Here is a 19,026-nt window from a genome sequence, read left to right as displayed (position 1 = left end):
GGAGAAAGTGGGGGCGTGGCCGACGAAACCAGGGCGAAGACATCCGATTCCATGTTGATGCTCGACCGCGTGACGTTGTCGGAGGCGGACCTCGAGTCGCGGGCCGGTGTACGCCGAATCAGGGCGAATGCGGTGCGTACGCCGCCGGCCTTCTACCCCCGGCTTCGGGGACTTCGATGGCTCGACATCCGCGGCGGGACAGCGACGAACGCCGATGTCGTGCGGGGCTGTGACCAGCTGGTCTTCCTGCACATGAGCAGCGTGCGCGGGATCACCGAGATGGATGCGCTGCCCGAATGCACGGGGCTGCGACTGCTGAGCCTGTACGCGCAGCCGCGAGTGACGGCGTTGCCGTCCTTCGCGGGTATGACGAGGCTGCGCCGGGTCGAGCTGGGCATGATGAAGAACCTCACGTCGCTCACCCCCGTCCTCGAAGCCCCGAATCTCGAGGAGCTGCTGATCGTCAAGGACGTTCCGGTGTCGGACGAGGACGTAGACCGCATCCTCGCCCATCCGACGCTGCGCGCCTTCGACTGGATCCACCTCGACGTCCCGGCCCGCCGCTTCCGGCCCGTGATCGAGCGCACCCACGGCTCTCTCGCGCGGACGAGGTCCGGGTACCCGGAGGACTGGTTCGAGCAGAACGCTGCCGGGCTGCTGGACTGACGCGCCGACGCCATTCGCGATGCACTCCGGTCCGTCGGGGCGGATACTCGAGTGGCAGAAGGGCGACAACACTCGTGGAGAGGGCGGGCCGGCACCTATGGAGCAGTCGAAGCGCGGCGCTGACGCGGGAGCAGGACAGGATTCCCCTTCACGACTGATCGACGCGAGAATCGCGGAACTCGGCGACTGGCGGGGCGACATGCTGGCCCGGATCCGAACTCTCGTCACGCAGGCCGATCCGGAGGCGGTCGAGGAGTGGAAGTGGCGAGGCGTTCCGGTGTGGTCGCACGCCGGAATGATCTGCACGGGCGAGACGTACAAGAACATCGTGAAGGTGACCTTCGCCAGGGGCGCCTCGTTGGACGACGCCGCGGGCCTCTTCAATTCCAGCCTCGACGGCAACACCAGGCGTGCCATCGATTTCCACGAGGGCGACGCGATCGACGACGATGCCTTCACGGCGCTCGTCCGCGCCGCGGTGGCGTTGAACACGACACAGGTGTAGTTCCCGGGCAGGTTGTGATTCGAATGCCGGCGCACACCTGGGCGTTTTGTCTATGGAGGTTGCTCCGTCGCCCGAATACCGTGGTAAGGGCTCGGTCGGTGTGGGCAGCTGATCGTCCGAGCCTTGCATCGCAGCGGCGCCCGAGTTCGGGCCGCTCGAAGTCGATGCGCGGTGCTCCATCGAGAGAGAGGGAACCTGGAGATGACTGACAAGCCGACAATTGTTCTGGTACACGGTTTCTGGGGCGGTGCAGCCCACTGGGCGAACGTCATCGTCGAGTTACACGAGCGCGGCTACACCTCGTTGTTCGCTGTCGAGAACCCGCTCACGTCCTTGGCTGACGACGTCGCACGGACTCAGAAGATGGTCGAGCAAGTGGATGGCCCCGTTCTGTTGGTCGGGCACTCCTACGGTGGCGCAGTGATCACCGAGGCCGGCGACCTGCCCAACGTCGTCGGGCTTGTCTACATTGCCGCCTTCGCACCCGACGCAGGGGAGAGCCCCGGAGCGATCAGCCAGCAGACACCGCCGGCCGCGATCGAGAACCTCGCCCCCGACTCGGACGGCTACCTGTGGATCAAGCAGGACAAATTCCACGAGAGCTTCTGCCAGGACCTCAGCGCCGAGCAGGCGCTCGTCATGGCGGTCACTCAGAAGGCGCCGCTGGCCTCGACCTTCGGCGACAACGTCACGACACCCGCATGGAAGACCAAGCCCGTCTGGTACCAGGTTTCCACCGAGGACCGGATGATCCACCCCGACAATGAACGTCGGATGGCCGAGCGGATGAACCCCCGCAAGATCATCGAGCTCGGGGCGAGTCACGCCTCCCTGGCTTCCCAGCCCGGCCCGGTGGCGGACCTGATCGATGAAGCGGTGGGTACCCTCGTCGATTCCTGAGCGCCACCGCCGAAACCAGCCGCAGCATCGGATCCGGACATCTATCGGCGGCCGTATCCAGGCAACGATGAACCACCACCGGAGGTGGCCGGCACGTGATGAGCGCACTTGCACTCGGAGGTCCACCGAGAGTGCTGTGTCGGGTAGCGTCACTGCGCCATGCGGCCCCCGAGTCTTGAAGACAGCGTGCTCTCCGTCGAGATCGTCACCGAAGCGCTTCCGAGTGACGGTGAGTTCTGGCCTGCACATGTGCACGAGCGGCATGAGCTCCTCAGCTCCGTGAGCCGTTCGGTCACGGTGATTGCCGAACACCGGGTGCATGTGGTCCCTCGCGGGTCGGCGATCTGGATTCCCGCCGGCTGCGAACACGCGGCACGTGCCGCGGCAGGAAACACCATGCGATGTACATGGTTCATGTCCGAAGTGGTCCCGGACGCGTTGCAGCAGCCGACGATGCTCACGAACTCTCCGTTGCTGGACGCCGTGCTCACACACATCGACAGCGACCTGACGGATGCGCGCAGGCGGAACGCGGAGGCGTTCGCCTTGGACTTGTTGACGCTCGGGGTTCGCGCTGACGCAGGTCTGCCGCAACCGACGACGCCCTGGTTGCGTTCGGTCACCGACGCGCTCGCCGACAGGCCCGCCGACGACAGAACGATCGAGGACTGGGCAGCTTCTGCGGCCGTGAGTGTGCGGACCTTCGCGCGATACTTCGTCGCCGAGACGGGGATGCGGTTCGGCGAGTGGCGCACACGGCTGCGCATGAAGGCCGCGATGGCGGCGTTGCTGGCGGACATGCCGGTCGCCGTCGTCGCCCGTCGTGTGGGATTCGATTCCCCGGCAGCGTTCACGACTGCGTTCCGGCGGGCGGTCGGCGCTACGCCCAGTGAGTTCGTTCGCGGCGTGGAGATCACCACCGAGTCGTGACCGATTCGCGAAAGAAGTCGACGCAATCCGGCAATCTCAGGCATTTCGACGGCCATCGGACCATGTCATTATTGGGTAACCCTTACCTGATACCGCAGGAGAGTCGTGTCCGTTTCCCGTCGTTTGACCATCCTCGTCGCACTCGCGGCCAGTCTGTCCCTGCTCGCCGGGTGCTCGTCCGCCGCAGCGCCCGCTTCGTCGGGAGATACCCGCAACTTCGGGGGCGCCTACGGCACGGTCGAAATTCCGGCCGAGCCGCTGCGAGTTGCCGCGGTTGGATACGACTCACCGTGGCAGCTGCGCTCACTGGAGGTGACACCGGTTGCGGCGCTGGACTACTCGCAGCAGGCCGCGTCCTACACGACGGAGCAGATGGCATTCGTCGAGGAGGCAGCACCGGTGGGTACGTTCCGGGACATCAACTTCGAGGCGCTCCTCGCGGCGAAGCCGGACATCATCGTGGGCGAACTGTTCGACATCGACGAGGAGACGTATCAGCGGCTGAGCGCAATTGCACCCACGGTCGTCGTGGGCGGTGGCGCCGAACGTGGCGATTGGCAGCGGATCACCGAGGAACTCGCCGACGCGCTCGGCCGTCCTCAGGAGTGGGAGTCGGCCAAAGCCGCATACGAACAACTGCGCGACGAGACGATCGCGAAGTACGAAGGCGTGATCGAAGAAAACCGCTGGGTCTGCTTCTCGCTCTCCGAGCCGGGACAGTTCTCGATCCAATTGCCCACCGGTGCTACCGGAAATCTGCTGGTCAACGAGATGGGGCTCACGTACGGCCCGAAGGTGCCGCTCGACGACGTCGACAAGAAGGGCTGGGCGTCGTATCCGCTCGAACAGCTTCCCGCGATCCTCGATGGTGTCACCGCGGCCGTCACCTTCGCCCAGGCGAACGGCGAGGTCTTCCCCGGAGTCCGAGAGATCATCGACTCGCGGGTGTTCCGGACGACAGCGGTCTCGAAGGACGGTCTCGTGGCGGGTATGACGACCCACGTGACCGACTATGTGACGGCACGTGTGTGGATCGAGGAGTTCACGACGAAGTTCTTCGAGCCGCTGAGTGGATGACCGCGCAGTCTCGGGACGTTGTGCCGTGGTCGAAATGTCCTCTTTGAGTTGTTTAGGGTATCTTTACTGAGGTTAACCAAACCTTAGTGACAGGAATCCTCGATGGCCGTGCTTCGAAGGTGCGTCCAGTACCTGCTGGTGATCTGGGCTGCCGCGACACTGAACTTCGCGCTGCCACATCTGGCGCCGGGGGATCCAGTGCTCTACGTCTATGGCGGTGACGGGGACGGCCCGCCCCCGGAGGTACTCGCCGATCTCCGCGCGAACTATGGCCTCGACCAGTCGATTCCAGAGCAGTACCTGGCTTTCTGGTCCGGGCTCTTCCATGGTGATCTGGGTGTCTCGGTCGAGCACAATCGACCCGTCACGGAGGTTCTTCTCGAGAAGTTGCCGTGGACTGTCGGTCTCGTCGGTTCCGCGTCGGCAATCGCGATCGTCGTCGGTACCGTGCTCGGGGCCTGGGCGGCATGGCGGCGGGGGTCGAAACGCGAGAATGCAACGGTCGCCGCCGTCCTCGCCGTGGACTCGATGCCGGTGTTCTGGCTGGGAATGATCCTGATCGCGGTGTTCTCCGTTCGGTTGGGCTGGTTCCCGTCCTACGGCGCCGGCGTGGGCGAGAACGATGGATGGGCGCGCGTCGGTGAGGTGGTCGCGAGTTCGGTGTTGCCCGCCGTCACGCTGGCGATCGCGATGGTGGGGGGCTTCTTCCTGCGAGCGCGCGCAGCGATGGTGAGTGTGGTGGACGAGCCCTACATTCGCCTCGCTCGCGCCAAGGGCCTGTCCGAAAGGCGGATCGTCCTCGCGCACGGCCTGCGGAACGCACTCCTGCCGATCTATACCAACGTCGTACTGGCCCTCGGAGCAGTGCTGTCCGGGGCCGTCGTCGTGGAGTCGGTGTTCGCGTATCCCGGGCTCGGGAAACTCACGCACGACGCGGTCACGGCACGCGACTATCCCTTGCTGCAGGGCAGTTTCCTGTTGGCGACGATCGGTATCGTCGCGGCCAACATCGTTGCCGACCTGACCTATCCGGCGATCGACCCTCGAGTGCGCCGGCCGCGCGGAGAGCGGGCGTCGCGGTGAGGGGCCGGCAGGTGACCGGACGACCGAGGTGGTCGGCGCGCGCCGGCGGGGCGATTGTGATCGTGATGGTGTTCGTGGCGCTCGCCGCCCCCGCGCTGTCCCCGTACGACCCGAATGCCCGAACGGGCACACCGTTCGACGGGCCCTCCCGTGCGCACTGGCTGGGCACCGACGATGTGGGGCACGACCTGTTGTCGATGTTGATTCACGGTGCCCGGGTATCGCTCGTCGTCGGGTTGGCCTCGGCCGTGTCGGCGACTGTGGTGGGCGCGCTCGTCGGTATCGTTGCCGGCTATCTGAGGGGTGGGGTCGACACCGTCCTCATGCGCATCGTCGATGTCGTTCTGGCGCTTCCGGTTCTGCCACTGACGATTGTGGTCGGGGTGTTCGCGGGTCCCGGGGTCGCGACCCAGGTGGCCGTGATCTCCGCTGTCCTCTGGGCGGGTCCCGCCCGCGAAATCCGTTCCCAAGTCTTGTCGTTGAGGGAGCGTGAGTATGTGCAGGCGGCGCGGTCGATGGGGGCGCGCCCGACGCACGTTCTGCGATGGCACATCGCGCCGGCCGTCCTCCCTCTGCTCGTCCCGCAGTTCGTCGTCGCGACGAACACCGCGATCGTGCTCGAGTCGTCGTTGGCGTTCCTCGGACTCGGTGACATCTCGGCAGCGAGCTGGGGCGGGATGCTGTCTCTTGCGCACGCGCGCAGCGCCTTTCTCACCGATGCGTGGTTGTGGTGGGTGCTTCCTCCGGGCATCGCGATCGCCGTGACAGTGCTCGGATTCTCCCTGCTCGGGCGGACGTTGGAGGAGCGGGCGCTCCCGTCGCTGCGACGGGCGGGGCCATCGCGGCCGCGGCGCTCGGGGGTCGAGTCTGCGCAGACGGCGCCGCTGGTGACCGAGGGCCTGACGGTGCGGTACGGGGAGACGGTCGTCGCGAACTCGGTCGACCTCGCGGTGGACGCGGGGGAGATCGTGGGATTGGTCGGAGAATCCGGCAGCGGTAAGTCGACCGTCGTCTCGGCGACAGTCGGACTGCTGCCTCGATCCGCAGACCATAGCGCTGGAACCGTGTGGGTGTGCGGGCGTGATCTGCTGTCCTTGCCTCCGCGAGAACAACGGAATGTCCGGGGAAGTCGGATCGCATTGATACCGCAGGAAGCGATGAGTGCGCTCGACCCCGTCCGCACGGTCGGGCATCACCTCACGGAGGCTGTCCGGGCTCGCGGCGGGTCGCGCCGTGCCCCGGCGCACGTCCGCGCCCGCGAGGCGCTCAGGTCGGTGGGACTGGGGGACCTGAGCATGAGGGCGTACCCGCACGAACTCTCGGGTGGGATGCGCCAGCGCGTCGTCATCGCATCGGCGCTGGTGGATCAGCCGTCCGTGATCGTTGCGGACGAGCCGACACGGGGACTCGACGTCATCACGGAACGTGAAGTCCTGGAACTGTTGAGCAGCCTGTGTCGCGGACGTGGCATCGCGTTGCTGATCGTTTCCCATGATCTGCCCGCCGTCGAACGGATTGCAGACCGTCTCCTCGTGATGCGTGAGGGGGAAGTCGTCGAACAGGGCTCGGTCCGTCGAGTCATGGCGAATCCGCAGCACCCGTACACACAACGACTGGTGGAGTCTGCACTGAGAATCGAAACCGCGCTGGAGGCGACCCGATGACCCCGGTGTTGGATATCAAGGATCTGCGCGTCGGATTCGGATCCACCGAGGTGCTCTCAGCGGTGTCGATGGTGATCGAACCCGGCGAATCGGTTGCGTTGGTGGGCGGTTCGGGCGCCGGAAAATCGACCCTGGCGCGAGCGATCGCGGGTCTCGTCATCCCGTCGGCTGGGCGGATGCTGCTCGGTGGCGAGGACACGACGACGGCGACCCGATCGCATGCTCGGCGCATTCGTCGAGCGGTGCACCTCATCTTCCAGGACCCCTACGCGTCGCTCTCGCCGACGAAACGTATCGAGGACATCGTGGCGGAGCCCATGGTGATCCACGGCATGGGTACCCGCGCCGATCGTCGCGCGGCGGTCGTCGAGTCTCTCGATACGGTGCACCTTCGGCCGGCGTCGCGATTCCTCGACCGGCGCGTGTACGAGTTGTCCGGCGGCCAACGTCAGCGGGTGGCGTTCGCGCGGGCCCTCACGGCACAACCACGGCTCGTCGTTGCGGACGAGCCGACGAGTGCGCTCGATGCGTCGCTGCGGCTCGAGATCGTCGATCTCATGCGGGATCTCGTTACCCGGCAACAGATTTCGATGCTCCACATCACTCATGATCTGGCACTTGCGGTTCGCGGTGCGGACCGGTTGGCCGTCATGCAGGATGGACGCATCGTCGAGGATGGCCCTGTGGTGGACGTCCTGCGTAGTCCTGCGCATCCCGGCACCGCTGCTCTGCTCGCCGCTGCGCAGGCGTGACGGGTGAAACCTGTCGTTCGATAGAAATTAGGTTATGCTGTCCTTACCGAAAGGTCTACTTCGTTCGAAAGAGAATCATGTACAACAGTATTCGAGGCCGGTGTCGGCTTTTCGCGACGGCTTCGCTCATCATCGTTCCAGCGCTCGTCGCAAGCGGCTGCGCTGCGGGGGATTCCGCGGTGACTGGTGGCAGTCCAATGGAGGCCGACGAGCTGACGATCGCGCTCGCGAAGGATGCTGGACCGATCAATATTTTTGCGGCACAGGCGGATCAGCTCAGCGAACTCGTCTACGACAAGCTTCTCTCGCCATCGCCCTGGGTCGACGATCCGCGCCCGTGGTTGGCGACCGATGTGCGCCAACTCGATCCGGTGACGTGGGAGGTCGACCTCCGTGAGGGCGTGACGTGGCACGACGGGGAAGCGTTCACGGCCGAGGATGTCGCATTCACGTTCGACTTCATGGGGAAGGCTCCGACCGGGCGCTTCACGCACCATGTCAACGACACGCCGTCGATCAGCAGCGTGGTCCCTGTCGATGCGTCGACGGTGCGGTTCAACTGCGAGTACGCCTGCCCGGAGCTGGGCACCGTCACACTGGCGGATCTCCCGATCATTCCCGAACACATCTGGTCGGAGGTCGAGCCGACGAAGGCGAAGCTGGTGACGGATCTACCGGTGGGGACCGGTCCGTACAAGCTCGTCGACTACTCGTCGACCTCCGGCTACCGGTTCGAGGCGAATCCCGGGTACTTCGCCGGTGAGCCGACGGTAGGCGCACTGGTCATGCAGGTGATCTCCGACGCCTCGGCCGCCTTCACCGCACTGCGGTCGGGACAGCTCGATGCGGTCAACCATCCGGTCTCGCCCGAGCTGATCGACCAGTTCTCGACTGTCGACGACCTCACTGTGGTGAAGACGGCGCCGCTGCGCATTCCGGAGGTTCTGCTCAACTTCACGAAGGCGCCGTTCGACAATGCACAGTTCCGGACCGCGATGAGCCGGGCGCTCGACCGCGACGATGTGCTCGAGACAGTCCTTCTCGGGAAGGGACGTCCGGCCACGAAAGGCTATCCGCATCCGGACGCTCCGTTTGCCAACCCTGACGTGCACACGCCGTACGATCCGGCCGAGGCCGAAGCTAGTCTGGACGAACTCGGATACGCGGACCGAGACGGGGACGGCATCCGTGAAAGCTCCGATGGGCCTTTGAAATTCACGATCCTCGCTGACGGCGGCAACCCTACCGACGTGCGTGCGGCCGAACTGTACGCCGAGGACCTCCGTGAGATCGGGATCGATGCCTCCGCCCAAGGGGCCGATGCCGGCTCGATGTCGGATCTCGACAAGACGCGGAAGTACGACATGTACATCACCACCATCAGTGCGCACGGTGTCGCAGATCCCACGCAGTTCGTCATGGCGCAGCGTTCGGGCCACCTCTGGAAGTCGGACATCGGCTACCCGGAAATGGATGCACTGCACGCGAAGTGGCGGAACGCCGAAACGCTCGAAGGGCGCCTCGCCGCGCTGGATGAGATACAAGCACTGTTCAATGCGGCACCTACCTCGGTGCCCCTCTACTATCCGGACGAGTACTGGGCGTACCGCACTGCCGGGTTCGGTGGATGGGTCGAGTCGCCCGGCTTCGGAATCGTCCACAAGTGGTCGTTCCTTCCCGAGCATGTCCGTCAGGAGGCGAATGCCGTGGCGTTGCCACGGTGATCGTCGGACGTCCGGAATCCGAATGTGCGGCGCCGATATCGGTGCCGCCAGCAAGAGCCCCGGCGGCCCCGGGCTCTCCCGACGCGACCGAGCGCAACGCCGTCGGTCGCGAGTATCACCGACGAGAGGATCTGACATGAGTAACACGGTTGACGTCGTCGACCACGGCAAGGCCCTGAGTTTCACGATCGAGGACGTGATGCGCTACCACGGGCCGAAGTACCCGGGCGGGGCGGCGCACGCCTTCAAGGTGCTCCAGCGAGCGGTCCCGCTACTCGGTGCCGACGGCCCGGTGGAGCGCCGAGAGATCGTCGTCGAGTCCGCCCACCCCGGCGCCGGTGTCCGTGATGCATTCGAGTTGGTGACGCGGGCAGTCACCGGTGGGAACTACACCGTTGATCCGGCGCTCGAGCGCACCGAGCGCGGCGTCCTGATGGAGATCTACTACTTCGTCTTGCGCTACCGCGGCACGGCCGTGACCCTGCAGATCAGGGACGGTTTCGTTGTCGAGGAGTTCATGACGCTGACGAAGCAGGCCACTCGAACCGACGGCGAGGAGGCACGCCTGACGGTGCTCAAGCAGGAGATGGCGGATCGACTGCTGGCCGCGTCGCCGGAGGACGCGTACGAGATCGTCGGCTCGGTCGACGCCTCCTGATCTCATGATCGGTCGAAGGGACCCATCTGCGCCTGAGCGTGCGGGAGGGTCCCTTCGCCCGGTGTTCAGCCTCCGTTCGGTGCTGTGGGTGGTCGTCGTGATCGGCACGAGTTGGCAATGCGTGAACGTGATTCGCCGACGCTCGAACGTGCCGGCTCAGGCGGTCGTAGCGCCGGACACGATTCCGACGACTGATGTGGACGGCGCGATCGCCACGACGGCGGACAGGATTTCGGCGACCAAGGCGCTGCGGGAACAGCATCGAGGTCTGGGATCGAAGGCTGCTGCCGATCTTGTCGATGCGGTCCTCCACGAGCGAGGTGAATGAGAATCGAGGATTCCCGGCCGATGTTGTGGATGCGAGAGGTGGCGTGGCGATGGTGGATTCAGGAATGGTGACTGTTTCCCGGACACGAGATCGAACCCCCGAGGCCGTTCGAGACTGATCGCGCCGGGCTCGGACGTCACGAGCAGACACCGCATGACCCGGTCCGGGAAGAAAGGCCTCAGCGGGTGCCGTCACCGTCGTGTACGTCTGTCCGGGGTGGCTGTCGGTGGGTATGGAACTCCGCAAGAGGTAGACGACGAGTGCGGCTCGACCAGACGCCGCGTTCGGCCGGCGGCCCGCGCCGAACTGCACACGCAGAGCCGAACCGGCCTCCGGGGTGTTCGAGACGATCGTCGGCGGCATCCGCCCCAAAGGCCCGTCGTGGGATCCGACCTGGAACGGCACCAGGCCACGCTCGACGATTGATGGGTCGGGGCGGGTTCACGGCGCCTGGCCGGTTCCCCGCCCCGGCGTGGGCGTGGAGTTCCGCCGCCGGACGAGAGCCCCGGCCACGTACGCCGCCACGACGACGGCGCAGACTCCGGGGACGTAGTTGCCGAACCGGCTGTAGGGCGTGCTTTCCGTGTGAAGGGGTACATCGACGAGGAGAACGCCGTGCTCGTCGGCAGGCATCGACCCGAGCCGGCGTCCGTGCGCGTCGAACGCCGCCGATTCGCCTGTCAGGGCGGCCGCGGCGACCGGGCGGCCGCTCTCCGCGGCCCGCAGCGCGCCGAACGACGCCAGTTGCGCGGGCGCCCAGCTGCCCTGGAAGGTGGCGGTCGAGGTCTGGTACACCAGCAGGTCCGCCCCCGCCCGCGCTTGCGCACGGGCCATGTCCGGAAATGTCTCCTCGAAGGAGATCAGCGGTCCGATACGGAACCCACCGGCATTCATCACGACCAACTGGTGGCCGGGCTGCCGGTTCTGCTTCGCCGCCGCGGTGACGTGGCTGAGCCAGCCGAGTTGGTCGCGGAACGGGACGTACTCACCGAACGGGACCAGCCGCACCTTTCGATAGGTGTCGCGGACTCCGGTGTCGTCGATCAGCACGGAGGCCTTCGTGATCGTGCCGGACTCACCGGCCGGCGCATCGACGTTCACCAGGAACTCCGCCCCGGTCGCCGCGGACAATGCGCTGAGCCGGGCGAACAGTGCAGGATCCGCGGCCGGGGCGGCGCCGACGCTGCTCTCGCCCCACACCACGAGATCGACCGGCACGCCGATCTCCCGGGACAGTGCTTCTTGAGACGAGAGCAGGTCGCCGTGCACGATCCCCGGCTGCACGAGCGCAACGACCTTGACGTCGGCCGGCGGGTCCGCCGTTCGGACTGCGGACCAGAGCGGACCCGTCGTGACCGCGACCGCCACTGTCAGCGCCCCGACGGCCCGTCCCGCCGTCCCGCCGACCATGCACTGGGCGAAACCGACGTTCGACGCCACGATCGCGAAGCTGACGAGCCAGACCCCGCCGAGCGCCGCCAGTCCGAGCACGGCGGGGTGTTGCCACTGAGTGGCGCCGAGCAGCGACCACGGACCACCGAGCCACTGCCACGAGCGGACCGCCTCGACCAGGACCCACCCCGCCGGGACGACCACCACGGCCACCGCCGCCCGGCGGTTGGTGAGCGGCGCACGTAACGCGTCCCGTACCAGCACACCCCACCCGGTCCACAGCAGCGCGAGCATGCCCACGGCGATGGGGAAGAACCAGACCAGGTTCGGTGCAACCCAGTATTGGGTACCCACGAGGAACCCGACCCCGGCCAGCCAGCCTCGCAGTGCGGCCTCACATGCGGTGTCCGCGGCACGCAGCAACAGAACCACCGGCACCAGCGACACCCACGCGAGCAGGCCGAGGTTCGGCTCGGGGAACGCCAGCAGTTGCAGTGCTCCTGCGGCCGCTACCCCGACCCGCGGCACCCAACGTCGACGTGTTGGCACTGACCGTCCATCCCGGTGCTTGGTGCCCGCAATTTGCTGCTGCCCGGAGATATTCCGTCGGGCACAGGTTCATTCTATGGCTGGGGGCGAGCCCGGCAGCGTCTACACGGACCAGCTGGAGCGCCATTGCCAACCCCGTCCAGATCGTCGATGCCGACGGATCGGTCGCAGATCGCGTCGATGGTCGATCGGACCTCGTCCAGTTGTCGTGGGGGCAATCCGCCCGGCATCGGCTCGGCACAGGCAGGCTCCGGCACGGAAGTCGCGAACGTGTGCGGCACCGTGGCTATCGTGGGTCCGGTGACTGTGACGACCGAGTTCAGAACCGAACGGCGTTCTCTGAGCGGGTGGGGCAGGCGTGCAGCAACACCAGCAGATGTGCTTGCGACCCCCGACCTCGACGTGATCGCTCGAGCAGTGCGCATGGCAGGCCCGCGCGGTGTCATCGCCCGCGGCCTCGGGCGCAGCTACGGCGACCCCGCCCAGAACGCCGGCGGACTCGTCGTGGACATGACCGCCCTCAACCGCATCCACCACATCGACCCGGGCACGGGGATCGTCGACCTCGACGCCGGTGTCAGCCTCGACACCCTGATGCGTGCAATCCTTCCGCACGGCCTGTGGGTGCCCGTACTGCCGGGCACGAGGCAGGTCACTGTCGGCGGGGCCATCGGCGCCGACATCCACGGCAAGAACCATCACTCGCACGGCAGTTTCGGCAACCACGTCGAAGCGCTGGACCTGCTCACCGCCGACGGGTCCATTCGTACGCTGACTCCGTCCGGCGGAGACAGCGACCTGTTCTGGGCCACGGTCGGCGGAATGGGATTGACCGGCATCGTGGTGCGGGCCCGCGTGCGCATGAAGCACACCGAAACCGCGTACTTCATCGCCGACCACGACCGCACCGCGAACCTCGACGAGACGATGGACCTGCTGACCGGTGGCTCCGACGAGGGCTACGACTACTCGGCGTCGGTGCCCGACATCATCTCTACCGGACCGAAGCTGGGGCGGGCCGGATTCACCCGCGGCTCGCTGGCCACCCTCGACCAGCTGCCATCGAAGCTTCGCCGGGACCCGTTGCGGTTCGACGCCCCACAGCTGCTCACCGTCCCCGATGTCTTCCCGAGCGGGATGGTCAACCGGTTCACTTCGAGGATCGCCGCGGAGGCCGCGTATCGGATGTACCCGAAGCACGGCCGGGGCACTGTCCAGAATCTGACGCAGTTCTACCACCCACTGGATCTGCTGGGTGAATGGAATCGGGCGTACGGCCCGAGAGGGTTCCTGCAGTACCAATTCTCGGTCCCGTTCGGTGCAGAGGCTCAGCTCGCCGGCATCATCCGCACCATCGCCGAGTCCGGCCACCGCTCATTCCTCAACGTGTTCAAACGCAGGGCCGGCAACCCTGCACCGCTGTCGTGGCCCGAACCGGGATACATGCTCAGCCTCGACTTCCCGATCCGCGACGGGCTCGGCAGGTTCTGCGACGAACTCGACGACCGCGTCCTCGATCTCGGCGGTCGACTCTACTTCGCCAAGGACTCACGCAGCACCCCGGAGCGCATCGCCCGGATGTACCCGCGCCTCGACGAATGGCGAGCGACCCGAGACCGAACAGACCCCGATAGGGTGTTCGTCTCCGACCTTGCGCGCCGACTCTTCCTGTTGTCCGACTAGACGTTCGCCAAGCTCGGTAGTGGGCCCTGGAATCTGGCCGCGCCTTCGGTCCGCGGTCGGTGGAAGGCCGAACACATCGCCGACGCCCGTCTCATTGGATGAGTCCGTCCGACGGGCGACGTCCCTGTGGTGGTGACAGATTCGGCGCGGTCAACGATCTCGGCGCGAGCGACACCGGTTCGGCCGGGAACGAGCTGCTGATCTCGCGAGAGATGTGTGAACTACTCGACGATGTCAATGCCGGACGAGGCAGTTTACGAGTGCCGTCCCCCAGCCGGCAGTCCTGTGTGTCAGGGGCTTCCGATCACGAGTTTTCTCGATCTCTGATGGTGGCGAGCCACACCAGACATGCGAGCCCGACGGTCACGTACAGGGTGCCGAGAACGTGCTGCCACAGCGCCCAGTCCAGCTCACGGTCCTCGGCAGTCGGCAGCAAGTGCTGCGGACCGATGAGGAACACGGCTCCGATAGTGGTGGTGGCGATGACATTCCGCGCAGTGGGCGCACGCAGCGTTCCGAGTGTCACGGCCAGCAGTGCCGGTGCGGCCCATACCCAATGGTGCGACCACGACACCGGGGAGGCGAGGAGAATGGCTGTCGCGTTGGCTACCAACGCCGAGACGAGATCGCCACGCTCGAGCGCGCGTCGGATGGCGATCGCCGCGATCACCAGCATGACGGCGACGATGACCAGCCACAGAACCGATCCGATCTGATCAGGCGGACCGAATCGTGTGATGACGGCTTTGAAGGACTCGTTGTTCGCGAAGTAGGCAGGACCGATTCGCCCGGTGTCCGGCAGGGTCTGCGACCAGTACTTCACCGACTCGTCGGGCATGACGACGAAGGCCAGAGTGGTGAAACCCAGGGCAGAAACGACGATGGTTCCGCTTGTACGCCAGTCCTTTCTGATCAGGAACAGCAACAGGAAACCGATGGGGGTCAGCTTGATCGCTGCTGCGAGCCCGATCAACAGGCCCCGCGGCCATCTCGGGTTCTTGGTCAGAACGTCGGTTGTCACCAGCGCCATCAGGACCATGTTGATCTGCCCGAAGCTGATGGTTTCGCGGACAGGTTCGAGTTGAAGTGCCACGGCGGCCGCGATTCCCGTCGCGGTCCACGCGGCCCGAGCCTCCAGCTGTGGCCACACCCGACCGAGTACCAGCCGAAGCGTCACCACCAGCGCGGCAATCGACACCAGGGTGAACAGGATTTTGCCGATCCCGAGGGGAAGCCAGGTCAGCGGGACGAAGAGCATCGCCGACAGCGGGGGATAGGTGAACGGCAGTCCGAAGTCGCCGGTGACCGGCGGCAGCGCGCCGTAGATGTCGCGGCCGTCGAGCAGCACGGTGGCACCCATCCGGTACACCAGCAGGTCGATGTAGTCGTTCCCGACAAGCAGGAGGAACATCAGGCCGGCGGACGCGGCCAAGGCTACCGACGCAGCCGCGGCGCCGGCACGGCTGCCGAGGAAACGTTCGGGTGACGTTCGGCGGACTCGGTTTTGCCCTGAATGTCGCACTTCGCCACCCTAGTCGCCGTGGTCGCTGCCGGCCTCCACTTTCCCCGGCGCGGCGGTCTGTGCGGTCGGCGCCAGCGACATGGCGTCCCGTGCATACCGTCTCGGCGGCAGCCGCCCTCGGACTCGCCCGACCAAGGGTCGTGCGGATCGCGCAGCAATCGGCCTGCGTCCGTGTCACCACGACACTGGTTCGGTGTCCTGTTCGGCGAAAGCCGGACAGCAGGCCCCTTCGATCTCGTGGTCGGCGGGCGTGTCCCTATGGTCCAATCAACCGCGTCAGTGTCGTTGGGGTGTCGACAGGTCAGGCCTGGATACGTTCTCGCTGTCGCACGCCGATTGCAGCGTCATACGTGCACGTCGAAGCCGAGGTCGACGTCGCAGGCGGCTTTCCCTCCCCGGATCCCCCAGTTCTCGGGCTGGATCTCTCTGAGGGTGATTGTGATGTGGTTTCGGGGGATGCCGAGCGCAGCAAGGCGGTCGACGATCTCGGTGTAGAGGTTCCTCTTCGCCTGCCCCGATCTACCTGCGAAGCAGTCGATCGAAACGATGGTGCAGAACTCTGGTTCCGGTAGCTCTGGGGGGCAGGCGAACCTGTGGGGCGCATGTGCGACCAGTCGCACATGCTTGTCCTTGGGCGGGATCAGGAACGCAGCGACAAGCGCGCCGTGGACCGCGTCTATGATGGCCACTTCCTCGGCTTCGGAATAGCGGCGGCGAACCTCGATCAGGGCAGTAGGCATAGCGGCTACCTTGTCAGGTCCGAAATCGGAAAGGGGCGAAATCGGTGGACTGCGGCGCATCTGGCGCGGCAAGCATGGCCGTCGCTGCGGGGGCGGGCGACGCAGATCAGGGCGGCGTCATGTTCTTGCCTCCGTTGCGTTCACAGCTGCCGTAGGCGCGACTGGTGGGGTCGTGCAGCGCCGGGAACGGCACCGACCTCGAATGAGGTTGCATGCGGCGGTCCTGTGCCGATGCCGGGCACGTTGAGCACCTCGCGACGTCCTCGGCAGAGCTCCTGCATTGCTGCAGAACCTCTTTCGATTCGTCGGTCAGGCTCCGGAGAACGATCTGGGCGGCCTTGTCGCCGGCCAGAGGCGTCCAGCCCGACCGCGTGATGCTCGCCGTTGTCCTCGCCAGTGCCGCACATCACGGCATCATTCGTACCCACGAATCAGTTCATCTTCCGGCTCTGCGGTCGAAAAGGGATGGGCCGCAGATACGACCACCTGCGAGACTGAAGCAGAAACCGGCAGCACCCTTCTCCAGGAAAGGAACTCATGACGACGACACTGCCGCTGTACGGACGCACCGCCCTGGTCACCGGCGCCAGCCGGACCGGGGGTATCGGTGCTGCGGTGGCCCGCCGCCTGGCCGCGATGGGCGCGAGCCCGGTGATCCACCACCACCGCCCCCACGACGCCACCCAGCCCTGGGGCGCCGACGACCTCGAACAGGTGCTGGACTCGATTCGCGCACAGCTGACCCCCGGCGCGACCCTGACCGACCTGCCGGGTGACCTGACCGCACCCGGCGCGCCGGAGGACCTCATCGACCGAGCTGTGACCGCGGTCGGTCACCTGGACATCCTGGTTTGCAACCACGCCCGTTCCGGCGGGGACGGCACCCTGGCCGACATCACGATCGAGCAGCTCGACGGGCATTGGGCCGCCGACGCCCGCTCTGTGCTGCTCCTGACGAAAACGTTCGCGGCACAGCACGACCCGACACGATCGGGCGGACGCGTGATCTGGATGACCTCCGGCCAGCAGGAAGCGCCCATGACCGGCGAGATCGCCTACGGCGCAGCGAAAGCTGCACTGGCCGGCATCACCCGGACCGTCGCCGACGAGCTGGCCGACCGGTCCATCATCCTGAACACGGTCAATCCAGGTCCGGTGAACACCGGTTACCTCGACCCGGGGATGGGCGCGGACGAGGAAACCCTCGACTCCCTGCGCGAGCGATTCCCGAGAAGGAGGTTCGGCACCCCAGATGACCCGGCCCGACTCATCTCCTGGCTCGTCTCGGACGACGGCGAGTGGGTAGTGGGCCAGGTCATCAACAGCGAGGGCGGATTCCGTCGCTGGTGAGACGTCGATATGTCGACTCCCCGCCGACCGGACTCCAATCGCCCACGGTCCCGAGGGGTGGTTCCGCTGCTGCTTGCGGTGGGTGGTTCCCCCGGCACCACACCATCCGGAGAGGTGCTCAGTAGCTGGTCATGCAGTCGCGGAGCAGTTCAGGCGAGAGTTCGACGATCGTGCAGGTGATCCTGCGCCAGCCCGGGCCACCCCCGAACTGGTCCCGCGACGAGTCGACCAACACCTCGACGTCAGTAGTGCCGGCCGCGGCGCGCAGGTAGTGCACGATGGGGTCGCCCTCGGTCGTGTAGAGGGTGAGCGCGAACTCGCCCCCGTCGTGTTGTCGGCCTTCCGACAGGCAGCCGATCACCGACGGGGTGAGTGACTCCTGTGGCTCGGTCCCTGGGCGAGGCGCCGCGTCGCCGCAACTCGGTAGAGCGGAGCGCCATGTGATTTCGGCAGGCTTCGGCGCGGCTGGCGGCTCCCAGCTGAAGTAGACAAGCGCGGTGACGGTGGCGAGAAGGATGGCGAAAGGAACGCACCGCATTGCTATCTGCATTTTCCCCGCTCTCATGACGATCAGGCTAGATGTTGCCGCGTGTCGGCCCGGTGCCAACGAGTGAGGAGGAGTTTCGTCAGTTCACCCAGGTAGTCCTGATCCACCATGGACTCTGGATCTGGAAGCCGGCTAGCCGCTGCTGTGCTCGGACCGGCTGCGTCGGCCCTGCGCGCTCGGGCAGACATCCGATCGTCACCGACAACTGAAGAATCACCCCCCATTGGAGAGTGCCGCCGGTACAGTCCGTTCCGAAGCTGCCCCTGATGATCCGGGCCACGACTGGGCGTGCCGATCAAGTACTGGACGTCGCGGTTGCGGGGCGCGCGGTGGTGGAGACGGCCTGTCGGGAGTGTGCGGGCGAGTCTTGTGTGAAGTGCTCCCGCGTCGGCAATGATGGGTCCGATCCGTGAAACGGGCAGAAGGAGTCGACGCGATGACGAAGTACCTGATCTCGTTCCCGAGTGGCGCCATGGTCGTTCCCGACGAGGAACTGCAGGCAGTTTCGGATGCGGCGCACGCGGTGGTGCAGGAGGCGAAGGACGCGGGTGTCTGGGTGTTCGGTGGTGGAATCGACGAGAGCGTTCTGCCTGTTCTGGTCGATGGGGATGGCACGGTGACCGAGGGCACGTACCCGCAGACGACGCAGCTCGAGGGCGGCTACGCGGTACTGGAGTTGCCCTCCCACGAGGCCGCACTGGAATGGGCTGCAAAGCTCGCGGTTGCCTGTCGGTGCGCGCAGGAGGTGCGCGCGTTCCAGTACGATCCCGCCAGCTGACGGGATTCGATGGCTGCGCGCCCGGTGATCTCGGCAAGATCCCCGAACGTGACGGCCAGACTGCGCACCGCCGGACGGAGCCGGGCCGGCCACCGACTTCGGCGCCGAACAACAGATGGGCGTCCGGTTTCGGCACGGACCGGGCGGCTACCGGCATGAATGCACCCCGGCGGGGTGT

At 66.2% G+C, this 19,026-nt stretch carries 18 protein-coding genes; 14 read left to right on the top strand and 4 right to left on the bottom strand.

The genetic code is table 11. From position 1 onward, the window contains the following. Window positions 1-15: 15 nt before the first annotated feature. From AC1RIF_RS22635 to AC1RIF_RS22585, 11 genes are all read left to right on the top strand, one after another. Complete coding sequence (locus AC1RIF_RS22635) at window positions 16-666, top strand: leucine-rich repeat domain-containing protein (RefSeq protein ID WP_492603617.1); 651 nt, start codon at window positions 16-18, stop codon at window positions 664-666. Window positions 667-763: 97 nt separating this feature from the next. Further along, window positions 764-1,171: a DUF1801 domain-containing protein gene (locus tag AC1RIF_RS22630; RefSeq protein ID WP_492603616.1), complete on the top strand. Its 408-nt coding sequence runs from the start codon at window positions 764-766 to the stop codon at window positions 1,169-1,171. A 201-nt stretch (window positions 1,172-1,372) separates the two neighbouring features. Continuing rightward, entirely contained in the window at window positions 1,373-2,071 is a 699-nt protein-coding gene (locus AC1RIF_RS22625; protein WP_492603615.1) for an alpha/beta hydrolase, read from the top strand. A gap of 159 nt (window positions 2,072-2,230) precedes the next feature. Beyond that, window positions 2,231-3,001, top strand: a complete 771-nt coding sequence (locus AC1RIF_RS22620; protein WP_492603614.1) for a helix-turn-helix transcriptional regulator — start codon at window positions 2,231-2,233, stop codon at window positions 2,999-3,001. A 105-nt stretch (window positions 3,002-3,106) separates the two neighbouring features. Beyond that, complete coding sequence (locus AC1RIF_RS22615) at window positions 3,107-4,078, top strand: ABC transporter substrate-binding protein (RefSeq protein ID WP_492603613.1); 972 nt, start codon at window positions 3,107-3,109, stop codon at window positions 4,076-4,078. 102 nt (window positions 4,079-4,180) lie between these two features. Further along, complete coding sequence (locus tag AC1RIF_RS22610; RefSeq protein WP_492603612.1) at window positions 4,181-5,161, top strand: ABC transporter permease; 981 nt, start codon at window positions 4,181-4,183, stop codon at window positions 5,159-5,161. A gap of 11 nt (window positions 5,162-5,172) precedes the next feature. Beyond that, entirely contained in the window at window positions 5,173-6,825 is a 1,653-nt protein-coding gene (locus tag AC1RIF_RS22605; protein ID WP_492603611.1) for a dipeptide/oligopeptide/nickel ABC transporter permease/ATP-binding protein, read from the top strand. Continuing rightward, entirely contained in the window at window positions 6,822-7,577 is a 756-nt protein-coding gene (locus AC1RIF_RS22600) for an ABC transporter ATP-binding protein (protein ID WP_492603610.1), read from the top strand. The genes AC1RIF_RS22605 and AC1RIF_RS22600 overlap by 4 nt, the downstream gene beginning before the upstream one ends. Before the next feature lie 179 nt (window positions 7,578-7,756). Further along, entirely contained in the window at window positions 7,757-9,301 is a 1,545-nt protein-coding gene (locus tag AC1RIF_RS22595) for an ABC transporter substrate-binding protein (RefSeq protein WP_492603609.1), read from the top strand. Between the two features lie 136 nt (window positions 9,302-9,437). Beyond that, window positions 9,438-9,959, top strand: coding sequence for a hypothetical protein (locus AC1RIF_RS22590; protein ID WP_492603608.1), 522 nt, complete (start codon window positions 9,438-9,440; stop codon window positions 9,957-9,959). Between the two features lie 79 nt (window positions 9,960-10,038). Continuing rightward, window positions 10,039-10,287 carry a hypothetical protein gene (locus tag AC1RIF_RS22585; RefSeq protein WP_492603607.1) on the top strand — a complete coding sequence of 83 codons (249 nt, stop codon included), beginning with the start codon at window positions 10,039-10,041 and terminating at the stop codon, window positions 10,285-10,287. A 441-nt stretch (window positions 10,288-10,728) separates the two neighbouring features. On the opposite strand, the gene lnt is transcribed toward AC1RIF_RS22585, so the two are convergent. Next, window positions 10,729-12,228, bottom strand: a complete 1,500-nt coding sequence (lnt, locus tag AC1RIF_RS22580; protein WP_492603606.1) for an apolipoprotein N-acyltransferase — start codon at window positions 12,226-12,228, stop codon at window positions 10,729-10,731. A 282-nt stretch (window positions 12,229-12,510) separates the two neighbouring features. On the opposite strand from lnt, the gene dprE1 reads away from it, so the two are divergent. Further along, window positions 12,511-13,911, top strand: a complete 1,401-nt coding sequence (gene dprE1 / locus AC1RIF_RS22575) for a decaprenylphosphoryl-beta-D-ribose oxidase (RefSeq protein ID WP_492603605.1) — start codon at window positions 12,511-12,513, stop codon at window positions 13,909-13,911. Between the two features lie 304 nt (window positions 13,912-14,215). Here the strand turns inward: dprE1 and AC1RIF_RS22570 are convergent, their stop codons facing one another. Then, window positions 14,216-15,322 carry a glycosyltransferase 87 family protein gene (locus AC1RIF_RS22570; RefSeq protein ID WP_492603604.1) on the bottom strand — a complete coding sequence of 369 codons (1,107 nt, stop codon included), beginning with the start codon at window positions 15,320-15,322 and terminating at the stop codon, window positions 14,216-14,218. Between the two features lie 455 nt (window positions 15,323-15,777). Next, complete coding sequence (locus AC1RIF_RS22565; protein WP_492603603.1) at window positions 15,778-16,173, bottom strand: tautomerase family protein; 396 nt, start codon at window positions 16,171-16,173, stop codon at window positions 15,778-15,780. Between the two features lie 537 nt (window positions 16,174-16,710). On the opposite strand from AC1RIF_RS22565, the gene AC1RIF_RS22560 reads away from it, so the two are divergent. After that, window positions 16,711-17,523, top strand: a complete 813-nt coding sequence (locus tag AC1RIF_RS22560) for an SDR family oxidoreductase (RefSeq protein ID WP_492603602.1) — start codon at window positions 16,711-16,713, stop codon at window positions 17,521-17,523. A 118-nt stretch (window positions 17,524-17,641) separates the two neighbouring features. On the opposite strand, the gene AC1RIF_RS22555 is transcribed toward AC1RIF_RS22560, so the two are convergent. Further along, on the bottom strand, window positions 17,642-17,884 hold the full coding sequence (locus AC1RIF_RS22555) for a hypothetical protein (protein WP_492603601.1): 243 nt from the start codon (window positions 17,882-17,884) through the stop codon (window positions 17,642-17,644). Between the two features lie 622 nt (window positions 17,885-18,506). On the opposite strand from AC1RIF_RS22555, the gene AC1RIF_RS22550 reads away from it, so the two are divergent. Beyond that, window positions 18,507-18,848 carry a YciI family protein gene (locus AC1RIF_RS22550; RefSeq protein ID WP_492603600.1) on the top strand — a complete coding sequence of 114 codons (342 nt, stop codon included), beginning with the start codon at window positions 18,507-18,509 and terminating at the stop codon, window positions 18,846-18,848. The last annotated feature ends 178 nt before the right edge of the window (window positions 18,849-19,026 follow it).

The sequence above is a fragment of the Prescottella sp. GW823-FHT02E09 genome (assembly GCF_058797375.1).
The sequence above is the reverse complement of the archived record's forward strand: the minus strand, read 5'-3'. Positions and strand labels throughout refer to the sequence as shown.

Coding starts and splice junctions, on each gene's coding strand:
- AC1RIF_RS22560 (WP_492603602.1), top strand. CDS start 16,711: ATGACGACGACACTGCCGCTGTACGGACGCACCGCCCTGGTCACCGGC.
- AC1RIF_RS22550 (WP_492603600.1), top strand. CDS start 18,507: ATGACGAAGTACCTGATCTCGTTCCCGAGTGGCGCCATGGTCGTTCCC.
- AC1RIF_RS22600 (WP_492603610.1), top strand. CDS start 6,822: ATGACCCCGGTGTTGGATATCAAGGATCTGCGCGTCGGATTCGGATCC.
- AC1RIF_RS22620 (WP_492603614.1), top strand. CDS start 2,231: ATGCGGCCCCCGAGTCTTGAAGACAGCGTGCTCTCCGTCGAGATCGTC.
- AC1RIF_RS22590 (WP_492603608.1), top strand. CDS start 9,438: ATGAGTAACACGGTTGACGTCGTCGACCACGGCAAGGCCCTGAGTTTC.
- AC1RIF_RS22625 (WP_492603615.1), top strand. CDS start 1,373: ATGACTGACAAGCCGACAATTGTTCTGGTACACGGTTTCTGGGGCGGT.
- AC1RIF_RS22570 (WP_492603604.1), bottom strand. CDS start 15,322: ATGTTCCTCCTGCTTGTCGGGAACGACTACATCGACCTGCTGGTGTAC.
- AC1RIF_RS22630 (WP_492603616.1), top strand. CDS start 764: ATGGAGCAGTCGAAGCGCGGCGCTGACGCGGGAGCAGGACAGGATTCC.
- AC1RIF_RS22565 (WP_492603603.1), bottom strand. CDS start 16,173: ATGCCTACTGCCCTGATCGAGGTTCGCCGCCGCTATTCCGAAGCCGAG.
- AC1RIF_RS22610 (WP_492603612.1), top strand. CDS start 4,181: ATGGCCGTGCTTCGAAGGTGCGTCCAGTACCTGCTGGTGATCTGGGCT.